The organism is Bartonella queenslandensis AUST/NH15, from assembly GCF_000312585.1.
Classification (GTDB): Bacteria; Pseudomonadota; Alphaproteobacteria; order Rhizobiales; family Rhizobiaceae; genus Bartonella; species Bartonella queenslandensis_A.
The window spans coordinates 24,371-45,124 of sequence record NZ_HE997981.1 but is presented as its reverse complement, the minus strand read 5'-3'; the positions used below and the strand labels follow the sequence as shown (position 1 = coordinate 45,124).

Here is a 20,754-nt window from a genome sequence, read left to right as displayed (position 1 = left end):
TATGGCTACAAGGCGTTTTGCGTTCGAAAGCGTGCGTGGGAGGTGATCAATGAGACTTCCGATTATATCCGCTGATGAGCGGCTTAGCGAGACCAAAGGCATCAAAGGCTGCATTTTCGGTAAAAGCGGTATCGGCAAAACATCTCTGTTGTGGACGCTTCCTGCTGACAAGACACTCTTCTTTGATCTTGAGGCCGGTGATCTGGCCCTTGAAGGTTGGCAGGGTGATACGATCCGTCCGCGCACATGGCAGGATTGCCGCGATACTGCGGTGTTTATTGGTGGGCCAAACCCGGCCTTGCGCGCTGAACAGCCCTATAGCCAAGCCCATTATGACGCGGTTGTTGCCAAATATGGCGCGCCGCAAGCGCTTGAGAAATATGACACCATCTTCATCGACAGCATTACTGTTGCTGGGCGTTTGTGTTTCAACTGGTGCAAGGGGCAGCCGCAGGCATTTTCCGAAAAAACAGGTAAGCCTGATACACGCGGCGCTTATGGTCTGCATGGCCAAGAAATGATTGCATGGCTGACGCATCTTCAGCACACACGCGGCAAGAATATCTGGTTTGTCGGCATTTTGGATGAAAAGACTGACGATTTTAATCGCCGTTTTTATCAGCCGCAAATCGAAGGCAGTAAAACAGCGTTAGAGCTGCCGGGTATTGTCGACCAAGTCATCACTATGACCGAAATCACAAGCTCACAAGGCAGCGCTGAGGGTGGCTCAGGGCGGCCAGCGCAAGCAAAAAGTTTTCGCGCCTTCATTTGCCACACAATTAATGATGCTGGCTATCCAGCCAAAGATCGCTCTGGCTGCTTGGAGTGTATGGAAGAGCCCCATCTTGGCCGTCTCATGCAGAAGATTACAGGCAAAGTGAGACCCGCTCTTGAGCGGCTTCGCTTTGAACTTGAGCGCGAGGAGCCTGCGTGCGCCTCTGAACCTTCCCAGCCTAATACCGTATCGTAAGGAGCTCACTCATGAATTGGAATGATTTTAATGGCGCAGATGATCAGGAAGGTTTTGACCTCATCCCTGCTAAGACGTTGGCTAAAGTACGCATGACCATCAAGCCCGGCGGGCATGATGATGCAGCGCAAGGCTGGCTTGGGGGCTGGGCGACATGTAATCACACCTCTGGTGCTGTTTATTTGAACTGCGAATTTGTTATCCTTGAGGGGCAATATGCTCGTCGCAAAGTCTGGAGCCTGATTGGTCTTCACAGTGAGAAAGGACCCCATTGGGCGAATATTGGCCGAGCTTTCATTAAAGGCATACTCAATTCAGCCCGCGGCGTGAGCGATAAGGATAATTCACCCACGGCGCAAAGTGCCCGTCGTATTAATGGGCTTGGTGAGCTTGACGGCATCGAATTCGTCGCCCGCATTGACGTTGAGAAAAACCAAAATGGTGACGATAAAAACGTCATTAAGCTGGCGATCACACCCGATCATAAAGACTACGCAGCCGTGATGGCTCAGCCCAATGGTAATCCGTCCACCCGTTCCACCAGCGATCTTCCTTCATGGGCGAAATGATAAGGGGGACTTATGTTATTGCGACCAAGACAAAAAGAGCTCGTCTCTAAAACGGTTGATGCGCTTTACATGCATGGCAATACGTTGGCGGTTGCGCCAACGGGAGCTGGTAAAACCATTATGCTTTCCGCCGTATTGGGGCGCATGTTTGAGCGTGACATTCAACACGCTTGTGTGCTTGCCCATCGTGATGAGCTGACCTTTCAGAATGAAACGAAGTTTAGACGTGTTAATCCAGGCCTTTCCACCAGTATCTTTAACGCTAATAAGAAAAGCTGGAATGGCGACGTTACCTTTGCCATGGTGCAGACCTTGGCGCGTGAGAGCAACTTACAATCTCTGCCGCCCCTTGATGCGCTTGTCATTGATGAGGCGCATCACGCTCGCGCCGACAGCTATATGCGGGTAATTGAAGCGGCTCAGCAGCGCAATCCAAACATGAAGCTGCTGGGCATGACGGCGACGCCCAATCGTGGCGATAAAAAAGGCTTACGCCCCATCTTCTCGAATGTCGCGGACCAGATCACAGTGAGAGAGCTGATCGCTTCCGGTCACCTCGTGCCGCCGCGCACATTCGTTATGAATGTCGGCGTTCAGGAAGAGCTCAGCAAAGTGCGTAAAACAGCCCTTGATTATGATATGGGTGCGGTGGCTGATATCCTGAATACACGACCGATTAATGAGGCTGTTGTTCAGCATTGGCGTGAGAAAGCCGGAGATCGACAAACGGTTGTGTTTTGCTCAACGATTAAGCATGCACGCGATGTGATGCTATGCTTTCATCAGGCCGGTATCGCCACGGCAATGATCTGGGGCGAGATGAGCGAGCAAGAGCGTTTGCAAACTCTGGACGCTTATAGCAAAGGTGATGTGCAAGTCGTTGTGAACGTTGCTGTACTCACCGAGGGCTGGGACCATCCGCCGACATCCTGCATTGTTTTGTTGCGCCCAAGCTCTTATAAATCCACCATGATCCAGATGATTGGGCGCGGCTTGCGCACCATCGACCCGGCTGAGTTTCCCAGCATCATTAAAAAAGACTGTATTGTACTCGACTTTGGCACGTCGACGCTGATGCATGGCTCGTTGGAACAAGAAGTCGAGCTTGATGACTGCCATATTAAAGGTGATGCGCCTTATAAAAACTGCCCTGACTGTGGTGCGCAGGTGCCGCTCGCGAGCAAAGAATGTTCTCTATGCGGTCATGTTTGGGAGAGCTTCAACGAGGCTGCAATAACCCAGACCGCGCAATTTCAGATGAGCGAAATTGATATCCTTCAACGCTCGAGTTTCTTATGGTGCGATTTGCGTGGTGATGAGCAGTATTTTATTGCGGCGGGCTTTGAGGCTTGGGGCGGCGTTTTTAACCGCGACGGTGTTTGGTACGCCGTTGGTGGTCGCAAAAGTCATCCCGTCCAGCTTCTGGCTGCGGGGGAGCGTCTTGTGTGCTTCGCTGCTGCCGATGACTGGATTAATCTGTTCGAGACCGAGAGCGATGCGCATAAAACCAAGGCTTGGCTGCACCAACCGGCGACGGAAAAGCAGCTCAATCGTCTTCCCGCTCAATACCGCAATGATTACAGCCTGACCCGCTATAAGGCTTCAGCCCTGATGACCATGCAATTTAACCATAGAGCCATTCGCCAAGCGATTGAAACGGGGAGGATTACAGCATGAGCAATCTGACTGATTTCGAACAGGTGTGTATCAGTAAAATTCTGCGCCCCCTTGGCGAATATGTCGCTGAGATTGGCACTGACAAAGCCTTTCAAGATCTCACCCGTGAGCAAGTGCTGACGCTGATCGAAGTCGTTGTGACGAATTACATGGACGAGCTTTCCAAAGGCAGCGATGAGGTACCGTTTTAATGTTAGATTTTAATCACCGGCCTCGTTTCGCTGAGCGCCTCACGCAGTTGATTGATGAGGCTCTCTGCGCACAAAGCAAGACGCAACCGGACCGTGACTACCTTGGTGCTTCTCGACTTGGCGAGACGTGTAGCCGTAAATTACAATATGAATATACCAATGCGCCTAAAGATGAAGAGTTTTCTGGGCGAACCTTGCGGATCTTTGCGGCAGGCCATGTGTTTGAAGATCTGGCGATAAAATGGCTGCGTCTTGCAGGTTTTGAGCTTTTTACCGAAACATCAAATGGCGGCCAGTTTGGCTTTTCGGCAGCAAGTGGCCGTATTCGTGGCCATGTCGACGGTATTATCAATAATGCACCCGAAGCTCTGGGCCTCACCTTCCCGATGTTATGGGAGTGTAAGTCGCTAAATAACAAATCATGGCAAAACACCGTCAAGCGCGGCGTTGCGAAATCCAAGCCGATTTATGCGGCGCAAATAGCGCTCTATCAGGCCTATATGGAAGGAAGCGTTGCAGGTATCAGTCGAAATCCGGCGCTCTTTACCGCTATAAACAAAGACACAGCCGAGCTACATTTTGAGCTTGTACCTTTTGACGCAGCTTTAGCTCAAACGACCAGTGAACGGGCTGTGAGTGTGTTAAAAGCTGTGCGAGCACATGAACTGTTGCCACGTCACACTGCTGACCCCGAGCATTTTGAATGCCGCTTCTGCGCTTATAACAAGCGCTGTTGGGAAGGTGCGCAATGAGAATGGATTGGTGCGACTTTAACAATGTGCCAAGTCAATATGTTGCGGCCGATGCCTCTCCCATTTCCGTTGATGACGTTCGTCAACAGCTTTTAGCGCGATTGCAGTCTGTTTTGGTGCATCTATTTCCGGCAGGGCGTGTAAAGCATGGTGTCTTTGAAATCGGCGATCTTCAAGGCAATAAGGGCGACAGTCTCAAGGTTGAGCTTAGCGGGACTAAGGCCGGTATGTGGCATGATTTTGCGACGGGCGAAGGAGGAGACGTTTTCGCTCTTTGGGCGGCGTGCCACGGGCTGGACGCCAAGCATCAATTCCCGCAAGTGATAGAGAGCATTCGTGACTGGCTAGGCTTGACTGTGTCTGCGTCGGTGGTTGTTCCGCAAGCCAAGCCCGCAAAATATATCCCCGAGGACGTGCTTGGCCCATATACGGTCAAATGGGACTATCTGGATGGCGATGGCAAGCTCATTGCCTGTGTCTATCGCTATGACACGCCACATGGCAAGGAATTTCGGCCTTGGGATGTGCTGGCGCGAAAACACCAAGCGCCAACGCCAAGGCCGCTGTTTCATCAGCCGGGGCTTAGCAAAGCTCAGAATGTGGTGCTGGTTGAAGGTGAAAAAGCAGCTGAAGCCCTGATAAAGCATGGTATTACAGCAACGACGGCCATGAATGGCGCGAAGGCCCCGTTAGATAAAACAGATTGGACGCCGCTCAAGGGCAAGCATGTACTGATCTGGCCAGATCATGACGACGCAGGACGCAGCTACGCGGAAGTTGTGGCTGGCTATTTGCAGGCGCAAGGTCTTGTTGCGTCTCTCACCCTCTTAGAAATACCAAGCGATAAGCCCGAAAAATGGGATGCAGCTGATGCCGTTGCAGAAGGCTTGGATGTTCGTGCCTTTCTTGCATCGCGCCCCAAAAACCGCCAAGAAAACGTCACGGCGGTCCCCGCCTTTACGGCTGGGCATTTGCTTGATGATCACTCCCCTATGCCCCAGGATCTCATTCTACCACGTGTATTAACGCCGGGTGGGCTGATGGTGTTTGCTGGCGCCCCAAAGGTCGGTAAGAGCGATTTTCTGCTCTCACTGCTGGCGCATATGGCGGCGGGGGTCCGCTTTCTTGGCATGACTCCACCACGGCCATTGCGGATCTTTTATCTACAAGCAGAGATTGGCTACCACTACTTACGTGAACGATTGCAGAATATGGCTTTTGAGGCCGCGCTGCTGCCTTTTATCCGCAAGAATCTCGTCATTACGCCACAATTTAAAATGTTACTCAATGAGCATGGTGTGGCAGCAACGCATGAGGCCATTCGACATCATTTTGGCGCGTTGGGCGTTGATATTATCGTGGTTGATCCGCTCAGAAATGTTTTTGATGGCGGTGAAAGTGATGCCGGTGAAAATGACAATGCGGCCATGCTGTTTTTCTTGCAGCAACGGCTTGATGCTTTGCGTGAGCGGGTCAATCCTGATGCCGGAATTATCCTTGCTCACCACACGCGCAAAATCCCAAAGAAACAGCTGGAGGAAGACCCGTTTCAAGCGCTCTCTGGCGCGAGCTCTCTGCGTGGCTATTACACAACCGGCCTTATCATGTTCCAGCCAGAGGAGAACCAATCACACCGACAGCTGCTCTTTGAACTGCGCAATGGCCCACCCATTCAAACGAAGCTGATTGATAAGATCAACGGAGCTTGGCAAGAATGCGACTATGCCTCAGAGCGGCTTGTTAAACGCGACTATGGGCAGCAATTAGATGCAGAGCGCCGCCGCAAGCGTGATGTTATCCTTGAGATCATTCACGCTGAGGCCATGGCTGGTCGTGTTTATACGATGAATCAGTTTTGCGAAGCTTTTGAAAACCGCGCAGGACTTGGCGGTAAAGACACCATTCGTGGGCGTTTGGATGTGCTTGCCACAAAAGGCTATGTTAAGTTTTTTAAAGACGGGACACGATACGGTTTTGACAGTCCTACGCGCACTAAATACGGCTTTTTATGCGTTGAAGATATGCGCTTGGCTGTGGGCGAAGAGATTTTTGATCCGCTAACCGGCGAGATTTCAAAGAAGTTGCAGGCGGTTTATCCAACCCATTATAAATGCCGTCAAACAGCAGCCGTTCTGCCTGTCGAAGACCCTCGCATATGGATTTATAGTGAGGAGGAACAAGCATGACCGCGTGTATCCAAACTGTCCTCAAACGCCAATTTTTTATGCGCCAAAAACTGGGCAATTTGTTTTCCAAACTGGACCAGTTTGGGCCGAAACTGGATTTATTTTCCAAACTGGAATTGCGCTAAAAATAGAGCAATATCAGGCAATTATCGAGGCTTTTTAATAAAATTCCAGTTTTGGTCATCCAGTTTGGATCCAAACTGCCCAAACTGGAAAAAAGTCTTTTTATTTCGGGCGGTTACGAGACAAATCCAGTTTGGAAAACAACACCCTCTCCCTAAAGGGAGAGAGTACCCCAGAAGGGGTTACTCTCCCTTTAGAGAGGGTATGGGTAGCATCCGCCCTTTTCCATCATCACACAAGAGGTCTTTCATGAACAATAAAACTCAACAACCGGTTTTGCTCAGCCTAGATCTTGGCACCACAACAGGTTGGGCGATTTCTAACCAGCAAGGGCGCATCATCAGCGGTACAGCGCACTTTCGCCCCCGTCGCTTTGAAGGGGGTGGCATGCGGTACCTGCGCTTTGGACGCTGGCTCAACGAGACCCATAGCGTTTGTGGCGGCATTGAAGCGGTTTATTTCGAGGAAGTGCGTCGACATTTGGGTGTGGATGCGGCCCATGCTTATGGCGGATTTCTAGCCTCACTCACAGCGTGGTGTGAGCAGCAGAGCATTCCCTATGGGGGTGTACCCGTCGGCACGATCAAGAAATTCATCACCGGCAAAGGCAATGCCGGTAAGGCGGCGGTGATGGCTGCTGTACGCACGTTAGGCCATCACCCGGAAGACGACAATGAAGCCGACGCGCTGGCGCTGCTGCATTACGCTCGTGTGCAACACGCGCACCCTCAAACCCAATAAATGCGAAGGAGATCAGGATGAAGGACTGGAATGAGAAAGCTGTTGCGGATCGGTTCGAAGAGGCCATGTTAACCATGCGAAGACTGCCATCAGTCCGAGCACGCGGTTATTTTAACGCTTGGCCAGAGATTGTTCGCTCACGCGAGGAAATAGCGGACGGTGAGATTCAGCCGTTACGGTTGCAGGCAACGACACAGGCGGTCTCGCGGATGGAGGAAACGTTACAGTGGGTGAGCTGGGTGCTTGAGGCAGAGCGCCGCTTGATTTGGCAACGTGCAGCAAGGCTGCCTTGGAAAGAAATTTGCTACAGCCTTGGCTGTGACCGTAGCACAGCGTGGCGTAAATGGAACATTGCCTTGGCCAAAATTGCCGCGCGGTTGAATGCAGAAAAAAAATGAGTGTTGCAACACTTTTGTGTGAGACATTTACAACATTTTTTGCTACTCTTTGGGTTATAATCACCGCAGTGCGCTGTGCTGATTTGTTAAATTTTCTTCTCTCTTCCTGAAAGCTATGCCGCGGGTCCTCCCTCGTGCCTTGCCCTATGCGGGCGGGCAGCGCGCGGCATTGGCCTAGCGTCAGGGCGCAAAAATTGGTTCGCAGTTTGCAGCCGGTTCGCACATCACAAACACATAAAAAGGTTTAACATGGATCTTAATGTTCAGCAGATTGCGCTCGAGCAGCTCATTCCCTATGCGCGCAATGCTCGCACCCATAGCGATGCGCAGGTTGCGCAAATAGCAGGCTCTATTGCTGAGTTTGGATTTGTTAATCCGGTGCTGGTTGGCGGCGATCATGTTATCATTGCTGGACATGGGCGCGTTATGGCCGCGCAAAAATTGGGCCTTGCAACCATACCAGCCATCATGCTGGAGCATTTGACTGATAACCAACGTCGCGCCTTGGTGATCGCCGACAACAAAATCGCTGAAAATGCTGGTTGGGACGAGGAATTACTCCGCTTAGAGCTGCAGAGCCTTGTTGATGAAGATTTTAACTTGGACTTATTAGGCTTCAACGATGTGGAATTGGATGATTTATTATCTTTCGATGATAATGAAACAGTCGCGCTTGATAGTAATATTCCAGAAGTACCGGAGCAACCGGTGAGTCGCACAGGCGATCTCTGGATTATGGGCGAGCACCGTTTGCTCTGCGGCGATGCCACCGTTGAAGCCGACCTACAAAAGCTGATGGCAGGCGCCTTGGCCGATATGGTCTTTACCGACCCGCCTTACAATGTGAACTATGGCGCAACCGCTAAGGACAAATTGCGCTCTAAAAGCGGCGCTAAGGCGGGGCGTACGATCATGAATGACAATTTGGGTGATGATTTTGAAGCCTTTTTGACAGTAGCGTGTAAAAACATGCTGGAGCATAGCAAAGGCGCTCTCTACATCTGCATGAGCTCAAGCGAGCTTGACACGCTACAAAGCGCTTTCCGCAAAGCGGGCGGCAAATGGTCGACTTTTATCATCTGGGCCAAGAACACATTCACGCTTGGCCGCGCCGATTATCAACGCCAATATGAGCCTATTCTTTATGGCTGGAAGGAAGGCAACGACCACTATTGGTGCGGCGCACGCGATCAGGGCGATGTTTGGTTTTACAACAAGCCGCAAAAGAATGATTTGCACCCGACCATGAAACCGGTTGATCTTGTGATACGTGGGCTTAAAAACTCAAGTAAATCGCAAGATATTGTGCTTGATCCTTTTGGTGGCTCGGGCTCCACCTTAATCGCCGCTGAGCATACAGGTCGCCAAGCGCGATTGCTGGAATTAGACCCCAAATATGTGGATGTGATTGTGCGTCGCTGGCAGGAAATGAGCGGAAAGCAGGCATGCTTGTCAGATACAAATGAAGCTTTTGATGCGGTAGAAAAAAAGCGCCTAGGCGCAATAGATAAAGCCTCATAGCCAATGGAGAGCTGCGAGGCTTTATCTGATGTACTTATAATTGTTTAAGATAATAGCGTCGCTCACTGTCTATTTTTTGCGAAGAGAGCGCAAAGCCTTCAAGTTTGTTGATGACCCTTGCGAAAAAGCCGCGGATCGTGTGTTGCTGCCAGTTGGTCAGTACCATAAGCTCTTCAAGGCTAGCGCCTTCATGGCGGCTTAAAACTGTGATGATTTGCATTTGCTTGGTTATTTTTTTTGGCTGTTTTTGTTGTTGTTGCATAAGGGTAACTCCTTCATTGATTTTAGTCATTAATGCTTCAAAAAACAGCATTATCAAGTCAATTTTGATGGTAGAGGGAAGGATATGGGCTTATCTATTCGCGCTTATGCAAGGCAACGCGGTGTGAGTGATACGGCGGTACGCAAAGCCATAAAGCAGGGGCGGATTACAGCTGAGCTTGATGGAACAATTGATGCCGAGCGCGCGGATCGAGAATGGTTATCAAACACAGTCAAGCCGCAAACAAAGCAGACGATAAAGACCAAACCAGTCCCCGCAGCAGCGGTGGAAGCGGTCGAAGCAACGTTGAAAGAGCATGGCACACCCGTCACATCAGGCGGCACGACCTATATGCAGGCTAAAACCGCCAATGAGGTTTTAAAGGCGCAAACCAATCGTGTGCGTCTTCAGCAATTAAAAAATGAGCTGATTGACCGTAACGAGGCTATTGCGCATGTGTTTGGGCTGGCGCGTCAGGAACGCGATGCATGGCAAACATGGCCGGCACGGATTTCCAGCCAAATGGCCACCGAACTTGGTACGGATGCACACCTATTACATGTGACGCTAGAGCGCTATGTTCGTGAGCATTTGGAAGAGCTAGGGCAATTAAAACTGAATCTGTAAGGTTTATGGTTTATGGTTTTAGTTTTGCTTCAGATCTCTGTAAAAATTTTCATGAGAGCCAAGAGCTAAGAGGGTTAATGTAATCGTTTGGTCTTCATAGCTATAGGCAAGCAGGGTTAATTGTTTAGCCATTTTAAATTTGTAGACAAAAACGCCAGCAAGATCACCTATTTTTGCATCGCCAAGGGTTGGGTTGCTTATAATGTCACGTACGGCTTGATCTAGGTCGCTCTTCTGATTGGCGTGTAATTTTTTAACGGCTTTTTTGAAGCTATTGGTTTGTAAAATCTGCATGGCGTCAACCAAATTCGAATGGTGTTACATGGCCATCCTTATTTTCTTGTTTTCCAAGCAAAATAGCTTGAATAAATTCAAAGGAAAGATCAGGATTTTCTTCGGCTATTTTGCCAATACGCGACCAATACTCAATTTGTTTGGGGAGAGAGCGAGAGTAAACAGCGGCATAGCGTTTTGCTTCACTCACAAGCTCATCTGAAAGTTTAATATTTGTAGCCATGATGGTTTCCTTATCGTTGTGGTGATTAAAATAACCCAAAAAGGAGCAAAAAGCAACCTTTTCATGCTTAAAGTAGCTAAAGGGCGTTTTTGTTCCACGGCACAGGTGCAAGCAAAATCTTTAAACGAGTCGAACATAAATTGAAAATAATGGATATTAGGGACTTTGTTTGAGGGATCGCAAACAGTTGAGCAGGCTTGGGCAGATGGCTTAAAGCCTGATGCTTTTATGAGTATTTCGCAATGGTCGGACCAATATCGCTTTTTATCGCCAAAGTCAGCTGCAGAGCCTGGACGCTGGCGCACCGAACGCACGCCCTATTTGCGTGAGATTATGGATCAGCTCTCGCCGCATCAACGCGCGCAGCGGGTTGTGTTCATGAAGGGTGCGCAAATTGGCGGCACCGAAGCGGGTAATAATTGGATTGGCTATGCCATCCATATGGCTCCCGGGCCAATGATGGCGGTTGCGCCGACAGTTGAGATGGCAAAACGAAACTCCAAACAACGGATTGATCCGCTTTTAGAAGATTGCTTTGAGTTGAAAGCACGGGTAAAGCCCGCACGCTCACGTGATTCCGGCAATACGGTGTTGTCAAAGGAGTTTCCGGGCGGCGTTTTGGTAATGACAGGTGCTAATTCGGCGGTGGGGCTGCGCTCAATGCCTGCACGCTATTTGTTCATGGATGAGGTGGATGGCTATCCGGGTGACGTTGAGGGTGAAGGGGATCCTATTTTATTGGCAGAACGCCGTAGTGCGACCTTTCAAAGGCGTCGTAAGGTTTTCCTTGTGAGCACACCAACTTTAAAAGGCGTATCGCGTATTGCTCGGGAGTTTGAGCATTCCGATCAGCGTTATTTTCATGTGCCGTGTCCCCATTGTGGACATAAGCAACCGCTCCGATTTTCGCAATTACGTTGGGTTGAAGGCAAGCCGCAAGATGTGCGCTATGAATGTGAAGCTTGTGAAGCTTTGATTGAAGAATATCACAAAACAGATATGCTTGCTAAAGGCGAATGGATCGTAACAGCTGAAAGTGATGGCCAAACGGTTGGCTATCATCTCTCATCACTTTATAGCCCCGTTGGTTGGTTTAGTTGGTCGGATGCAGCAAGCATGTTTGAACAGGCAAAGCAACATCCCGAATTGATGAAAAGCTTCGTTAATACGGTGTTGGGTGAGCCGTTTGAGGAAGAGCATGAAGCACCCGATTGGGACCGCCTTTATGCGCGGCGAGAAACATACGCTCAGGGCGTTGTACCACAAGCTGGCTTGTTTCTGACAGCAGGCGTCGATGTGCAGAAGGACCGGCTTGAATGCGAAGTGGTCGCTTGGGGGCGTGATAAGCAAAGCTGGTCGGTTGATTATATCGTGCTCGATGGTGACACGGCACGTCGTGAGGTATGGCAGAGATTAGAAGGGGTTTTGGCAAGAGATTGGCCGCATGAAACTGGCCACACTATGCCCATTCGTGTGATGGCGGTTGACTCCGGCTATGCAAGCCAAGACGTTTACGCATGGGTGAAGGGCCACCCACAGGCCGTTTGGGGCGCAGGTGGCGCAAGGGCCAGCCAACCACGCACTGTTGTGGCCATCAAAGGCCAAGATCGCGACACGGCGCTCATTCTCAGCGTTTCAAAAGCGGATGTTGGCGGGCGTCGGCGTGGCCTTCGTGTTTGGAATGTGTCCGGACCAGTGGCTAAAGTTGAGCTTTATCGTTGGCTAAAATTGGATTGGCCATCAGAGGATGAATTACAAGATGGCCTAGCTTATCCAGCGGGCAGCTGTCACTTTCCGCAATATGGGCAGGAATATTTTAAGCAGCTGACGGCTGAGCGGCAGATTATTCGTGTGCATCGCGGTTATCCACGTGCGGTGTGGGAAAAAGATCCAACGCGCAATAATGAGGCGCTGGATTGCCGCGTTTATGCGCGCGCTGCTGCTAGTATTTATGGCTTAGACCGTTTTTCTGAACGCCATTGGTTACAGCTGGAAGAAGTTTTGGGTAAAGCTGTACCGGCGGCGCAGATTCAAACTCAGCGAACAGAAACAAAGAAACCAACGGCTTTGAACGAGCGCTTGAAACAGCGACCTGTTCAGATGGCTGACGATCCGTATTTGTAAGGAACCGCAATGACAGATTTAGTCACATTGAAAAGCCGCCTTAGTGAAGCTGAAACAGCTTATCACTTGCTGATGACGGGAAGTAAAGAGGTTTCCGTCAATATTGGCGGCTATGGGGCGGTGACGTACCAGAATGTCGACGCGCCGAAATTAGAAAAATATATCGTGCAGTTGAAAATTGAGATCAAACGTAAACAAGGAGGTTTTGGTCGCAAAGCCCTTTATGTGGAGTTTTAAACATGAGCAGTCATAATGGCCAATCCGACACGGCGCACCGCGCAGCCTCTATGACGGCGAGAGAATTGGCTTCATGGCTGCCTTCTACGGGCTCAGCCGATAGCGATTTAAATCCTGAACTTGCTACTTTGGTATCACGCTCACGGGACCTTGTGCGCAATCATGGCGTAGCTTCAGGCGCATTTCAGACCTTAACTGATAATGTTGTCGGCACGGGATTGCGTCTGGCGGCACAGCCTGATTATCGCACGCTTGGGCGGGATAAGACATGGGCTGATATATGGGCACGTCAGGTGGAAGCTTTATGGCGAAGCTGGGCGGATACCACGGATTGTGATGCTGCGAAATCATTGACTTTTGCAGGGCTAACGGCGCAAATCTATCGCTCATCTATGCTCAATGGTGAGGCATTGGCCCTGCCGTTGTGGTTAAAAGATCGACCTTTTGCCACGGCCTTGCAATTGATTGAGCCAGATCGGCTAAGCAATCCAGAGGATAGGCCGGACACGCAATCACTGCGCGGCGGCATTGAGATTGATATTTACGGTGCGCCTAAAGCCTATTGGATTCGTAAACATCACCCAGCTGATGTTTTTTCTTCTGCAAGCGCCGAGCAAGATTGGCAGCGCGTGCCGGTTGAGACAGCCTTCGGGCGACGACGCGTTCTGCACCTTCACACACATGAGCGGATCGCGCAAAGGCGTGGTAAGCCGCTTTTAACCAGCATTATGCCCTTGTTCAAAATGCTCGACCACTATGAGCGTAGCGAGCTCCAAGCCGCGGTTGTCAATGCGATGATTGCGGCTTTTGTGGAAACGCCGCTCGATAGCGAAGCGATTGGCGAGATGTTTGGTGGCAGTGTTGACGAGTATCTTGCCGCACGTAATGAATGGAAGGTTCGGCTGCAAGGCGGTGCAATTATTCCGGTTTTTCCGGGTGATAAGATTTCGCCTTTTACACCAAGCCGCCCCAATAGCGGCTATGGGCAATTTGTTGAGAATATTTTGCGTCATATCGGTGCTGGGCTCAATATTCCGTTTGAATTGTTGATGAAGGATTTTTCAAAAACCAATTATTCCAGTGCACGAGCGGCTCTTATGGAAGCATGGCGCTTTTTTATGGGACGCAGACAATGGCTGGCAACTTATTGGGCGCGCCCCGTTTATGAATTGTGGTTGGAAGAAGCCATTGGCAAGGGATTGGTGGAAGCCCCTAACTTTTATCAAAATCGGCATGCTTGGACGCGCTCGAAATGGATTGGACCTGGTCGCGGCTGGATTGATCCGGTCAAAGAGGCAGAAGCTTCACGCATCCGCATGGAAAATGGGCTTTCAACTTTGGAAGAAGAATGCGCCTCTCAAGGATTGGACTGGGAAGACGTGCTGGAGCAACGCGCTCGAGAACAAGCGAAGATGAAAGAATTGGGGCTGGCAATGCCAACGCTGTCGGTACATCAACAGCAGGATGATGAAGATGAGATTATGGAATAAAGCTACCGCTGAGCCTTGGGCGATTACGTCTGCAGCGCTAACGACAATTTTAGAGATTGCAGCAAGACAAAATGCGCCGCCGGAAGCCGTGGCTGCAAAACTTGGGAGAGAGCTGCAAAATAGCTATCGCCTTGAAATAAGAGACAACATAGCGGTCCTACCTGTGGTGGGGCCGCTCTTTCGTTATGCCAATCTTTTCACGCAAGTCAGTGGCGCTTCCTCTTATGAATTGCTGGCTAAAGATTTTACGCAAGCTGTCGAAAACGCTGATATTCAGGCCATTGTCTTAAACATCGACTCTCCGGGTGGTGAAGTGAATGGCTGCGCAGAATTTGCCGACATGATTTATGAGGCCCGCGGAGTGAAGCCGATCATTGCCTATGCGTCAGGTGATGCAGCTTCAGGTGCTTACTGGATTGCAGCTGCTGCAGATGAAATTGTTGTGTCTAAAACGAGCGCGCTTGGCTCTATTGGTATGGTTGGTGTTTACCGCGGCAATAAGGGCGAAGATGTTGTGGAAGTCGTGTCTTCACAAAGCCCGTACAAGCGACTTGACCCAGATACGGATGATGGCCGCGCTCGTCTACAACAGCGCATTGATGCAATGGCCCAAGTTTTTGTTGAGGCGGTTGCCAAATACCGCAACGTATCAATGAGCCATGTACAAAACCACTATGGCAGCGGCGATGTGTTGATCGGTGAAGCTGCTGTGCGCCAAGGGCTCGCTGATCGTGTCGGCTCATTTGAAAAACTTTTGCAGGAGATGAGCAGTCATTTAGCTGATGAGCCTTCCGCTCATTTTATCCCTCTAAACTCAAAGGAAAAAAGCATGGATAATATTCAGAGCCTTAAGGAGGCTTACCCTGATTTAGCGGCTCGCCTTGCGCAAGAAGCAACAATGGATGAGCGCAGCCGTGTGCAGGCTATTCTCGTTGATGAAGCTGCCAAGGCAAGAGGCGAGCTTGCGCAATATTTAGCCTTTGAAACCGATATGAGTGTTAGCGCTGCAGTATCGCTTTTGGTTAAAGCGCCTTGTGAGACCGCGTCTCGTGATGAGGTGTCAGGGTTTAACGCGGCCATGGTAGCTATCCCTAATCCTGAAATTAGCGCGTGCCTTGAAGATGAAGACGACGAGGCAGAGTCCGTTGCTAAGCGGCTTGCTGCTTATTAATGCAAAGGAGGAAAAACAATGAATGCTTATTCTAAATATGCCGGTGGTTTTACTGATCAAGGATCTTACACACCTGATAATCTGATTGCTGGTGAGTTTCCGATTGTTCAACGCGTCGAAACCATTACTGGTGGCAAAGCCTATCCGCGCGGCGCTGTGCTTGGGCGCGTGACTGTCTCTGGCGCTTATACGCTAAGTGATGCGAGTGCAGAGGATGGCACAGCAAAACCAGTCTGTATTCTCGCGCAATCCATTGATGCTACCCAAGGCGATATCAAGGCTGTTGTTTATCATTCGGGCGAGTTTAACGCCAATTCGCTGACTTATGGTGCAGGCCATGATGCGGCAAGCGTGTGGAGCTCATGGCGCGTCAATGGGCCTTCTACTTTATTTTTACGGCATAACCAGGAAGCTTAATTATGGTTGATATTTTTTCTACATTTGTTTTAAATCGCACCGTGGAATATTTGGAGCGGCCAGCCTCCTTTTTGCTCGACACATTTTTTGGTTCGATTCAAACCGAAGAAGCTGAGGAGATTCACTTTGATATTGATCAGTCAAAGCCTCGCCTTGCACCCTTTGTCTCGCCTTTTGTCGCTGGTCGCGTTGTGGCTAATGAAGGTTTTACGACGCAAAGCTTCAAGCCTGCTTATGTGAAAGACAAACGCCGCTTTGATGCGAATACGCCGCTCAAACGCAGTATTGGTGAGAAAATTGGTGGCGCATTGCCTGCAAACCGTCGCTTAGAGGCAGCAGTCAGCCGCGCACTGCGCAATCAGTTGGAAAATCTCACACGTCGTGAAGAAGTGATGGCGGCTGAAGCTTTAACTAAAGGAACGGTGACTGTTTCCGGTGAAGATTATCCAACAAAAATCGTCGATTTTAAACGTGATCCAACTTTAACGCTTGCCCTTACCGGAGCGGTGAAATGGAGTAATATGGATGCCCCCGCCTTAGACCATTTGGAAGATTGGGCTGGATTAATCCAAGAAAAATCGGGCGCTGTGGCCCGCCATGTGATCATGGACCCAAAAGCATGGCGTCATTTTCGTAAAAACAAACAAGTAATCGGTCAACTTGAGATCCGTCGCGGTACAAATGCAACAATTTCAACCGACCCTATGATACGCGGTCAAGGACAGGAGAAAGCACGCTATGTTGGTTCTATCGGGGATTTTGACTTTTATGTCTATAATGACGTCTACATCAATGATGACGGGCAATTGCGACACCTATTGCCTGACGCTACAGTTGTGCTTGTCAGCCGTGAGCAATTAGAAGGCACGCGTTGCTACGGCATGATTATGGACGAAAAGGCTTCGTTTAAAGCCTTGCGGTATTTTTCAAAATCATGGCTGGAGGAAGATCCGGCGGTGCGGTGGCTTTTGCTGCAATCTGCGCCGCTTATCGTGCCTTATCGCCCCAATGCGTCCTTATGTGCAACGGTTGCTTAAAAGGAGATCGCCGATGGAGCTTATAGCAAAAATCTCTCTTCAAACGCCAGATGGTCTAGTGCAGCCGAGCGCAATAATTAAACTTGATGACACAGACGCAAATGCTTTAATTGCACGTGGTTTTGCCGAGCCGATTGGGCAGGAAATGTCGATTAAAACGCCGGAAAACAATGAACGAGATGCAGATATCTTGAGCATTATGGATGCGATTGCTGTGTTGGACGCTAGCGGCTTTGGTAAAGACGGTAAACCCTTGGTCAAAGCGCTGAAAGATCTACTTGATCGCGACGTCAGCCAAGAGCAACGTGACGAGGCTTGGGAACGTTACCAACAGGGTAAAGAGCTATGATCGCTAGCTTTCAGCAAGCGGTCAATCGACTGTTTGAGCGTTTAGGTGCTGCAGCGATTTATCACTCTAACGGTTGCGAGACCCCTCTCAAAATCATTTTGAAATCACCCGATCAGATCATCGATTTTAGGGAAACGCACATTCATAGCCCGACCCATATGATGGAGGTGCGGGTGACAGACATCACCAATCCAAAAGCGGGAGATGAGGTTAGGCTTGATGGCGCAATCTATCGCGTTCAGGGCGGACCCGTCTGCGATATCCACCATCTGGTTTGGAAAATGGAAGTTTTAAGATGCGATTGCAGGCAGCTATAAAAGGTGATTTGGAAAAGCATTTAAAAGCGGAATTGTTGGAAGCGGAACATGCTGTAACAGGTGCGATAAGCACCGCCACAATAAGCCTTAAAACAGCTCTGCGCTCGCAAGTGGTTGCTGCCGGTCTTGGGAGCCGCTTGGCTAAATCATGGCGCGGCGATGTTTACCCAAAGCGCGGTGCGAGCCTTAGCGCTGCTGGTATGGTTTATACCAAAGCCGCTAAGATCATGGCAGGTTTTGAAGACGGTCAAATCATTAAAGGCATCGACGGGCTTTGGTTGGCCATTCCAACGCCCAATGCGCCCAAACGCGTTTTAGGCAAACGCGTGACACCGGCAAATCTTGAAAGAGCACGCGGCATTAAGTTGCGCTTTGTTTATCGCAAGACAGGCCCATCGCTGCTTGTTGCTGAAAATATGCGTGCTTCCTATAGTCGTAAAACTGGTGATTTGCGTGGGTTTAGAAAGGCTTCTTCATCAGCGCTCAAATCCGGCAATGGCCTTGCCTCGGTGGTGATGTTTTGGATGGTACCACAAGTCAAAATGCCAAAGCTTATTCGCTTTGAGCCAGAAGCTCTAAAATGGCACGGGCGTATCCCTGAGCTGATCGTTAAACAATGGAAAGATTGAAGATGACATCAAAACGAGAGCGGGCCTTACAGGGCCTTTTTGTATGTTTGCAGCAAGGCTTGTCCGATATTCGTGTTCTTCGCAATGAAGTTTTGAGCACTGCAATTCCCAAAACTGGGCTTGTAATACTACGGGATGGTGACCCGGGTGAGCCTGATATTTTATTGTCGCCGCCACGCTATATTTACAAACACCGCGCTGAAATTGAGGTCTTTGTGCAAAAGGCCAGTACCGCACAGCGTGATGACGCGTTTGATCAGCTTCTTATGCAGATCGGTGTTGCATTGAACAGTGCAGGAACGCTTAGCGGCGTCATTGATATTTTAAGCCTTGGGAGCCCTGAAGTTTTGACCGAACCCATTGAGGGGGGCGCGACAATTAAAGCGGCTACATTGCCCGTCACGATGGAATATGTGACGGAAAGCCCGCTCATTTAACGAAACAAATAGGAGACAAATATGGCACGTGCTTATGGCTGGAATGCAAGGCTGTTGCTTGGCTTTGAGAAAACATATGGGGAGCCGCCATTAACCGGTGATTATAATCTGGTTCCGTTTATTTCAAGCTCTCTGGATAGTGAACAAGGCCTCATTGAATCGAGCGTTCTGGGTTTAGGGCGTGATCCAACAGCGCCTTTTCAAGATGTAATCAACGTTGATGGCGATATCACTGTGCCCGTTGACCTTCGCAATATTGGCTATTGGCTGAAAGCCTTATTGGGAGCGCCAGTTACAACAGAAACCAATGCCTATACGCATAGTTTCACATCGGGCAAAGTCAATTTGCCAAGCTTGAGCCTAGAAATTGGCTTGCCTGATGTGCCAGATTATCCGCTTTTTACCGGCGTTCGTGCCAATAGTTGCGCCTTTAATTTTCAGAGATCTGGCGAGGCACAAGTGACATTGGGCCTTATGGGGCAAGCGGAAGTCGCGGCTAAGCAAACACGTGCAACCAATCCAATGGAGGCTATTTATAGCCGCTTTTCGCAATTCCAAGGCTCAATCAAAAGTGCTGGATCATTGCTCGCCAATGTGACAGCAGCCTCACTGACATACAGCAATAATCTAGAGAAAATTGAGACCATTCGTGATGATGGAAAGGTTGAGGCAATTGACGCTGGCATGAGTGCGCTCACAGGCTCTATCTCTGTGCGTTATGGTGATAACACGCTGATGGATTTAGCCCGTTCTGGAACGCCAATCGATATTGAGCTTGCCTATAGGATTGACGAGGAGAGCAAACTTACAATGACAGCGCATGAAGTTTATCTACCCAAACCAAAACGCAGCATTAGTGGCCCGGGAGGTATTGAAGCCTCTTATGATTTTCAAGGGGCCAAGGATGCAGAGCTTGGAAAAATGCTCACTGTGACCCTAACCAATGATGTAGAGGATTATACTTAATGCTTAAATTATCGCTACCGACTGAGCCTTATTGGCTTGACGTTGGATTTGAAGTGCGCATAAAGGTTCGACCTTGCACAAGTGCTATATTTTATCAGGCGCGTGCTTTCATGAACCAGAAATTACAAAGCCTTGGTGAGGCTTATCGCGCGCAAAAAGATATGGGTATGGTGCAGTCAGACTTGCCTAATCTTGAAGACAGTAATGTGCGCGAAGCCCTAGCGGAACAATATTTAACACTTGGCCTAGCGCGTGCCGGCATTATTGAATGGGAAGGTATTTGTGAAGCTGAGTGTGATGCGCCAGCGCCCGTGACGCTTGAAAAAATCGAGGAACTGTTTGCTGCCTATTGGGTAATTGCGGAAACATTTCGTCAGCAATATACGGGCCTGCGTGAAATGTTGGAATCAGAAAAAAACGCCTGCGGGCTCGTATCCAATGGCATTTTGGAGACGGGCCAAAATACTGCAACAGTTGCAGTGAGCAAGGCCGCGCCTGTGCGTGGGGGCAAAAAGGCGAAAACGGCAAACAATGCCCCTATTATGAGCACAGCTTAAAAACAGTAGAAGGCTGGCAGGCTTTTGATATCGCCTGCAAATTAGTCACACAAATCCATGAGGGCTTTCCTTTAGAGACGGCATTGCAACTGAGCAGCTCACTTGGCTATGAACCGCAAGCCATGGCTGAATTGTTGCCAGAAGTCGCTATGGGAACGCTTTTGGCGCTCAAAGAGATCAACAAGGATGGCGGCAGCAACTAAAAAACTATCCATTCGCTTGGCGACCGTTGGTGGCGAGGAAGTGCGGCGTGAGTTTAATCGCTTAGGACGCGAAGGTCCGCAAGCTTTTGACAAGATCACTCATGCCACACGTCCGGCCAGCGCAGGCCTTAAAGCAATTGATGCATCAGCACGCGCTTTAAACGGGGTTTTTCGTCAAGCTGCAACGCTTGTGGGTGCTTATGCCGGTATTTCGGGGATTAGCCGTTCGCTTGGTTTCATTGTTTCCACCAACCGTGAATTTGAAAAGCTCTCAGCCAGTTTAAAA

Annotated in this window: 26 protein-coding genes; 23 read left to right on the top strand and 3 right to left on the bottom strand. The window is 49.7% G+C overall.

Going from position 1 to position 20,754, the window contains the following annotated elements:
- Nucleotides 1–49: 49 nt before the first annotated feature.
- The 9 genes from BN338_RS01875 (at nucleotide 50) to BN338_RS01835 (ending at nucleotide 9,128) form a co-directional block, all read left to right on the top strand.
- Entirely contained in the window at nucleotides 50–970 is a 921-nt protein-coding gene (locus BN338_RS01875; RefSeq protein WP_039758496.1) for an ATP-binding protein, read from the top strand.
- Between the two features lie 11 nt (nucleotides 971–981).
- Nucleotides 982–1,539 (top strand): hypothetical protein, encoded by a 558-nt coding sequence (locus tag BN338_RS01870; RefSeq protein ID WP_039758493.1) that lies wholly within the window; start codon nucleotides 982–984, stop codon nucleotides 1,537–1,539.
- A gap of 12 nt (nucleotides 1,540–1,551) precedes the next feature.
- The gene (locus BN338_RS01865) at nucleotides 1,552–3,216 is read left to right on the top strand and encodes a DEAD/DEAH box helicase (RefSeq protein WP_039758491.1); all 1,665 of its coding nucleotides are present in this window, start codon (nucleotides 1,552–1,554) and stop codon (nucleotides 3,214–3,216) included.
- Entirely contained in the window at nucleotides 3,213–3,407 is a 195-nt protein-coding gene (locus BN338_RS01860) for a DUF6511 domain-containing protein (protein WP_039758489.1), read from the top strand. Before BN338_RS01865 ends, BN338_RS01860 begins: the two co-directional genes overlap by 4 nt.
- A complete protein-coding gene (locus tag BN338_RS01855) occupies nucleotides 3,407–4,159 on the top strand; it encodes a PD-(D/E)XK nuclease family protein (protein WP_039758486.1) in 753 nt (250 codons plus the stop codon). Before BN338_RS01860 ends, BN338_RS01855 begins: the two co-directional genes overlap by 1 nt.
- Nucleotides 4,160–4,161: 2 nt before the next feature.
- Nucleotides 4,162–6,345 (top strand): AAA family ATPase, encoded by a 2,184-nt coding sequence (locus tag BN338_RS01850; protein WP_083868414.1) that lies wholly within the window; start codon nucleotides 4,162–4,164, stop codon nucleotides 6,343–6,345.
- A 372-nt stretch (nucleotides 6,346–6,717) separates the two neighbouring features.
- A complete protein-coding gene (locus tag BN338_RS01845; RefSeq protein ID WP_039758484.1) occupies nucleotides 6,718–7,209 on the top strand; it encodes a crossover junction endodeoxyribonuclease RuvC in 492 nt (163 codons plus the stop codon).
- A 74-nt stretch (nucleotides 7,210–7,283) separates the two neighbouring features.
- Complete coding sequence (locus BN338_RS01840) at nucleotides 7,284–7,607, top strand: DUF6362 family protein (protein ID WP_244427590.1); 324 nt, start codon at nucleotides 7,284–7,286, stop codon at nucleotides 7,605–7,607.
- 249 nt (nucleotides 7,608–7,856) lie between these two features.
- Complete coding sequence (locus BN338_RS01835; protein ID WP_039758480.1) at nucleotides 7,857–9,128, top strand: site-specific DNA-methyltransferase; 1,272 nt, start codon at nucleotides 7,857–7,859, stop codon at nucleotides 9,126–9,128.
- Nucleotides 9,129–9,162: 34 nt separating this feature from the next.
- Here BN338_RS01835 and BN338_RS01830 read toward each other — a convergent pair whose 3' ends face one another.
- On the bottom strand, nucleotides 9,163–9,390 hold the full coding sequence (locus BN338_RS01830; RefSeq protein ID WP_051018477.1) for a DUF3489 domain-containing protein: 228 nt from the start codon (nucleotides 9,388–9,390) through the stop codon (nucleotides 9,163–9,165).
- A gap of 84 nt (nucleotides 9,391–9,474) precedes the next feature.
- Between BN338_RS01830 and BN338_RS01825 the strand changes: the two genes are divergently transcribed.
- Complete coding sequence (locus tag BN338_RS01825; RefSeq protein WP_039758478.1) at nucleotides 9,475–10,017, top strand: hypothetical protein; 543 nt, start codon at nucleotides 9,475–9,477, stop codon at nucleotides 10,015–10,017.
- An 18-nt stretch (nucleotides 10,018–10,035) separates the two neighbouring features.
- Here BN338_RS01825 and BN338_RS01820 read toward each other — a convergent pair whose 3' ends face one another.
- Together BN338_RS01820 and BN338_RS01815 are read right to left on the bottom strand one after the other, a co-directional pair.
- Nucleotides 10,036–10,311: a type II toxin-antitoxin system RelE/ParE family toxin gene (locus BN338_RS01820; RefSeq protein WP_039758537.1), complete on the bottom strand. Its 276-nt coding sequence runs from the start codon at nucleotides 10,309–10,311 to the stop codon at nucleotides 10,036–10,038.
- Between the two features lie 4 nt (nucleotides 10,312–10,315).
- Nucleotides 10,316–10,534, bottom strand: coding sequence for a TA system antitoxin ParD family protein (locus BN338_RS01815; RefSeq protein WP_039758475.1), 219 nt, complete (start codon nucleotides 10,532–10,534; stop codon nucleotides 10,316–10,318).
- Nucleotides 10,535–10,762: 228 nt separating this feature from the next.
- On the opposite strand from BN338_RS01815, the gene BN338_RS01810 reads away from it, so the two are divergent.
- From BN338_RS01810 to BN338_RS12010, 13 genes are all read left to right on the top strand, one after another.
- On the top strand, nucleotides 10,763–12,658 hold the full coding sequence (locus BN338_RS01810; RefSeq protein ID WP_083868417.1) for a phage terminase large subunit family protein: 1,896 nt from the start codon (nucleotides 10,763–10,765) through the stop codon (nucleotides 12,656–12,658).
- Between the two features lie 9 nt (nucleotides 12,659–12,667).
- Entirely contained in the window at nucleotides 12,668–12,895 is a 228-nt protein-coding gene (gpW, locus tag BN338_RS01805; protein ID WP_039758471.1) for a gpW family head-tail joining protein, read from the top strand.
- A 2-nt stretch (nucleotides 12,896–12,897) separates the two neighbouring features.
- Nucleotides 12,898–14,385: a phage portal protein gene (locus BN338_RS01800; RefSeq protein ID WP_051018475.1), complete on the top strand. Its 1,488-nt coding sequence runs from the start codon at nucleotides 12,898–12,900 to the stop codon at nucleotides 14,383–14,385.
- The gene (locus BN338_RS01795; RefSeq protein ID WP_051018474.1) at nucleotides 14,369–15,556 is read left to right on the top strand and encodes a S49 family peptidase; all 1,188 of its coding nucleotides are present in this window, start codon (nucleotides 14,369–14,371) and stop codon (nucleotides 15,554–15,556) included. The genes BN338_RS01800 and BN338_RS01795 overlap by 17 nt, the downstream gene beginning before the upstream one ends.
- Nucleotides 15,557–15,574: 18 nt before the next feature.
- Nucleotides 15,575–15,973: a head decoration protein gene (locus BN338_RS01790; protein WP_051018473.1), complete on the top strand. Its 399-nt coding sequence runs from the start codon at nucleotides 15,575–15,577 to the stop codon at nucleotides 15,971–15,973.
- A gap of 2 nt (nucleotides 15,974–15,975) precedes the next feature.
- Complete coding sequence (locus BN338_RS01785; protein ID WP_039758469.1) at nucleotides 15,976–17,010, top strand: major capsid protein; 1,035 nt, start codon at nucleotides 15,976–15,978, stop codon at nucleotides 17,008–17,010.
- Nucleotides 17,011–17,023: 13 nt separating this feature from the next.
- Entirely contained in the window at nucleotides 17,024–17,359 is a 336-nt protein-coding gene (locus BN338_RS01780; protein WP_039758467.1) for a hypothetical protein, read from the top strand.
- Nucleotides 17,356–17,676, top strand: a complete 321-nt coding sequence (locus BN338_RS01775; protein WP_039758466.1) for a head-tail joining protein — start codon at nucleotides 17,356–17,358, stop codon at nucleotides 17,674–17,676. The genes BN338_RS01780 and BN338_RS01775 overlap by 4 nt, the downstream gene beginning before the upstream one ends.
- Nucleotides 17,655–18,305 carry a DUF6441 family protein gene (locus tag BN338_RS01770; protein WP_039758464.1) on the top strand — a complete coding sequence of 217 codons (651 nt, stop codon included), beginning with the start codon at nucleotides 17,655–17,657 and terminating at the stop codon, nucleotides 18,303–18,305. Before BN338_RS01775 ends, BN338_RS01770 begins: the two co-directional genes overlap by 22 nt.
- A 2-nt stretch (nucleotides 18,306–18,307) precedes the next feature.
- Nucleotides 18,308–18,742, top strand: a complete 435-nt coding sequence (locus BN338_RS01765) for a hypothetical protein (protein ID WP_039758462.1) — start codon at nucleotides 18,308–18,310, stop codon at nucleotides 18,740–18,742.
- Nucleotides 18,743–18,763: 21 nt separating this feature from the next.
- The gene (locus BN338_RS01760; RefSeq protein WP_039758459.1) at nucleotides 18,764–19,708 is read left to right on the top strand and encodes a phage tail tube protein; all 945 of its coding nucleotides are present in this window, start codon (nucleotides 18,764–18,766) and stop codon (nucleotides 19,706–19,708) included.
- Nucleotides 19,708–20,265 (top strand): hypothetical protein, encoded by a 558-nt coding sequence (locus BN338_RS01755; protein ID WP_051018471.1) that lies wholly within the window; start codon nucleotides 19,708–19,710, stop codon nucleotides 20,263–20,265. Before BN338_RS01760 ends, BN338_RS01755 begins: the two co-directional genes overlap by 1 nt.
- A gap of 186 nt (nucleotides 20,266–20,451) precedes the next feature.
- A partial coding sequence (locus tag BN338_RS12010) for a hypothetical protein (protein ID WP_039758457.1) occupies nucleotides 20,452–20,754 on the top strand: 303 nt, incomplete at its 3' end.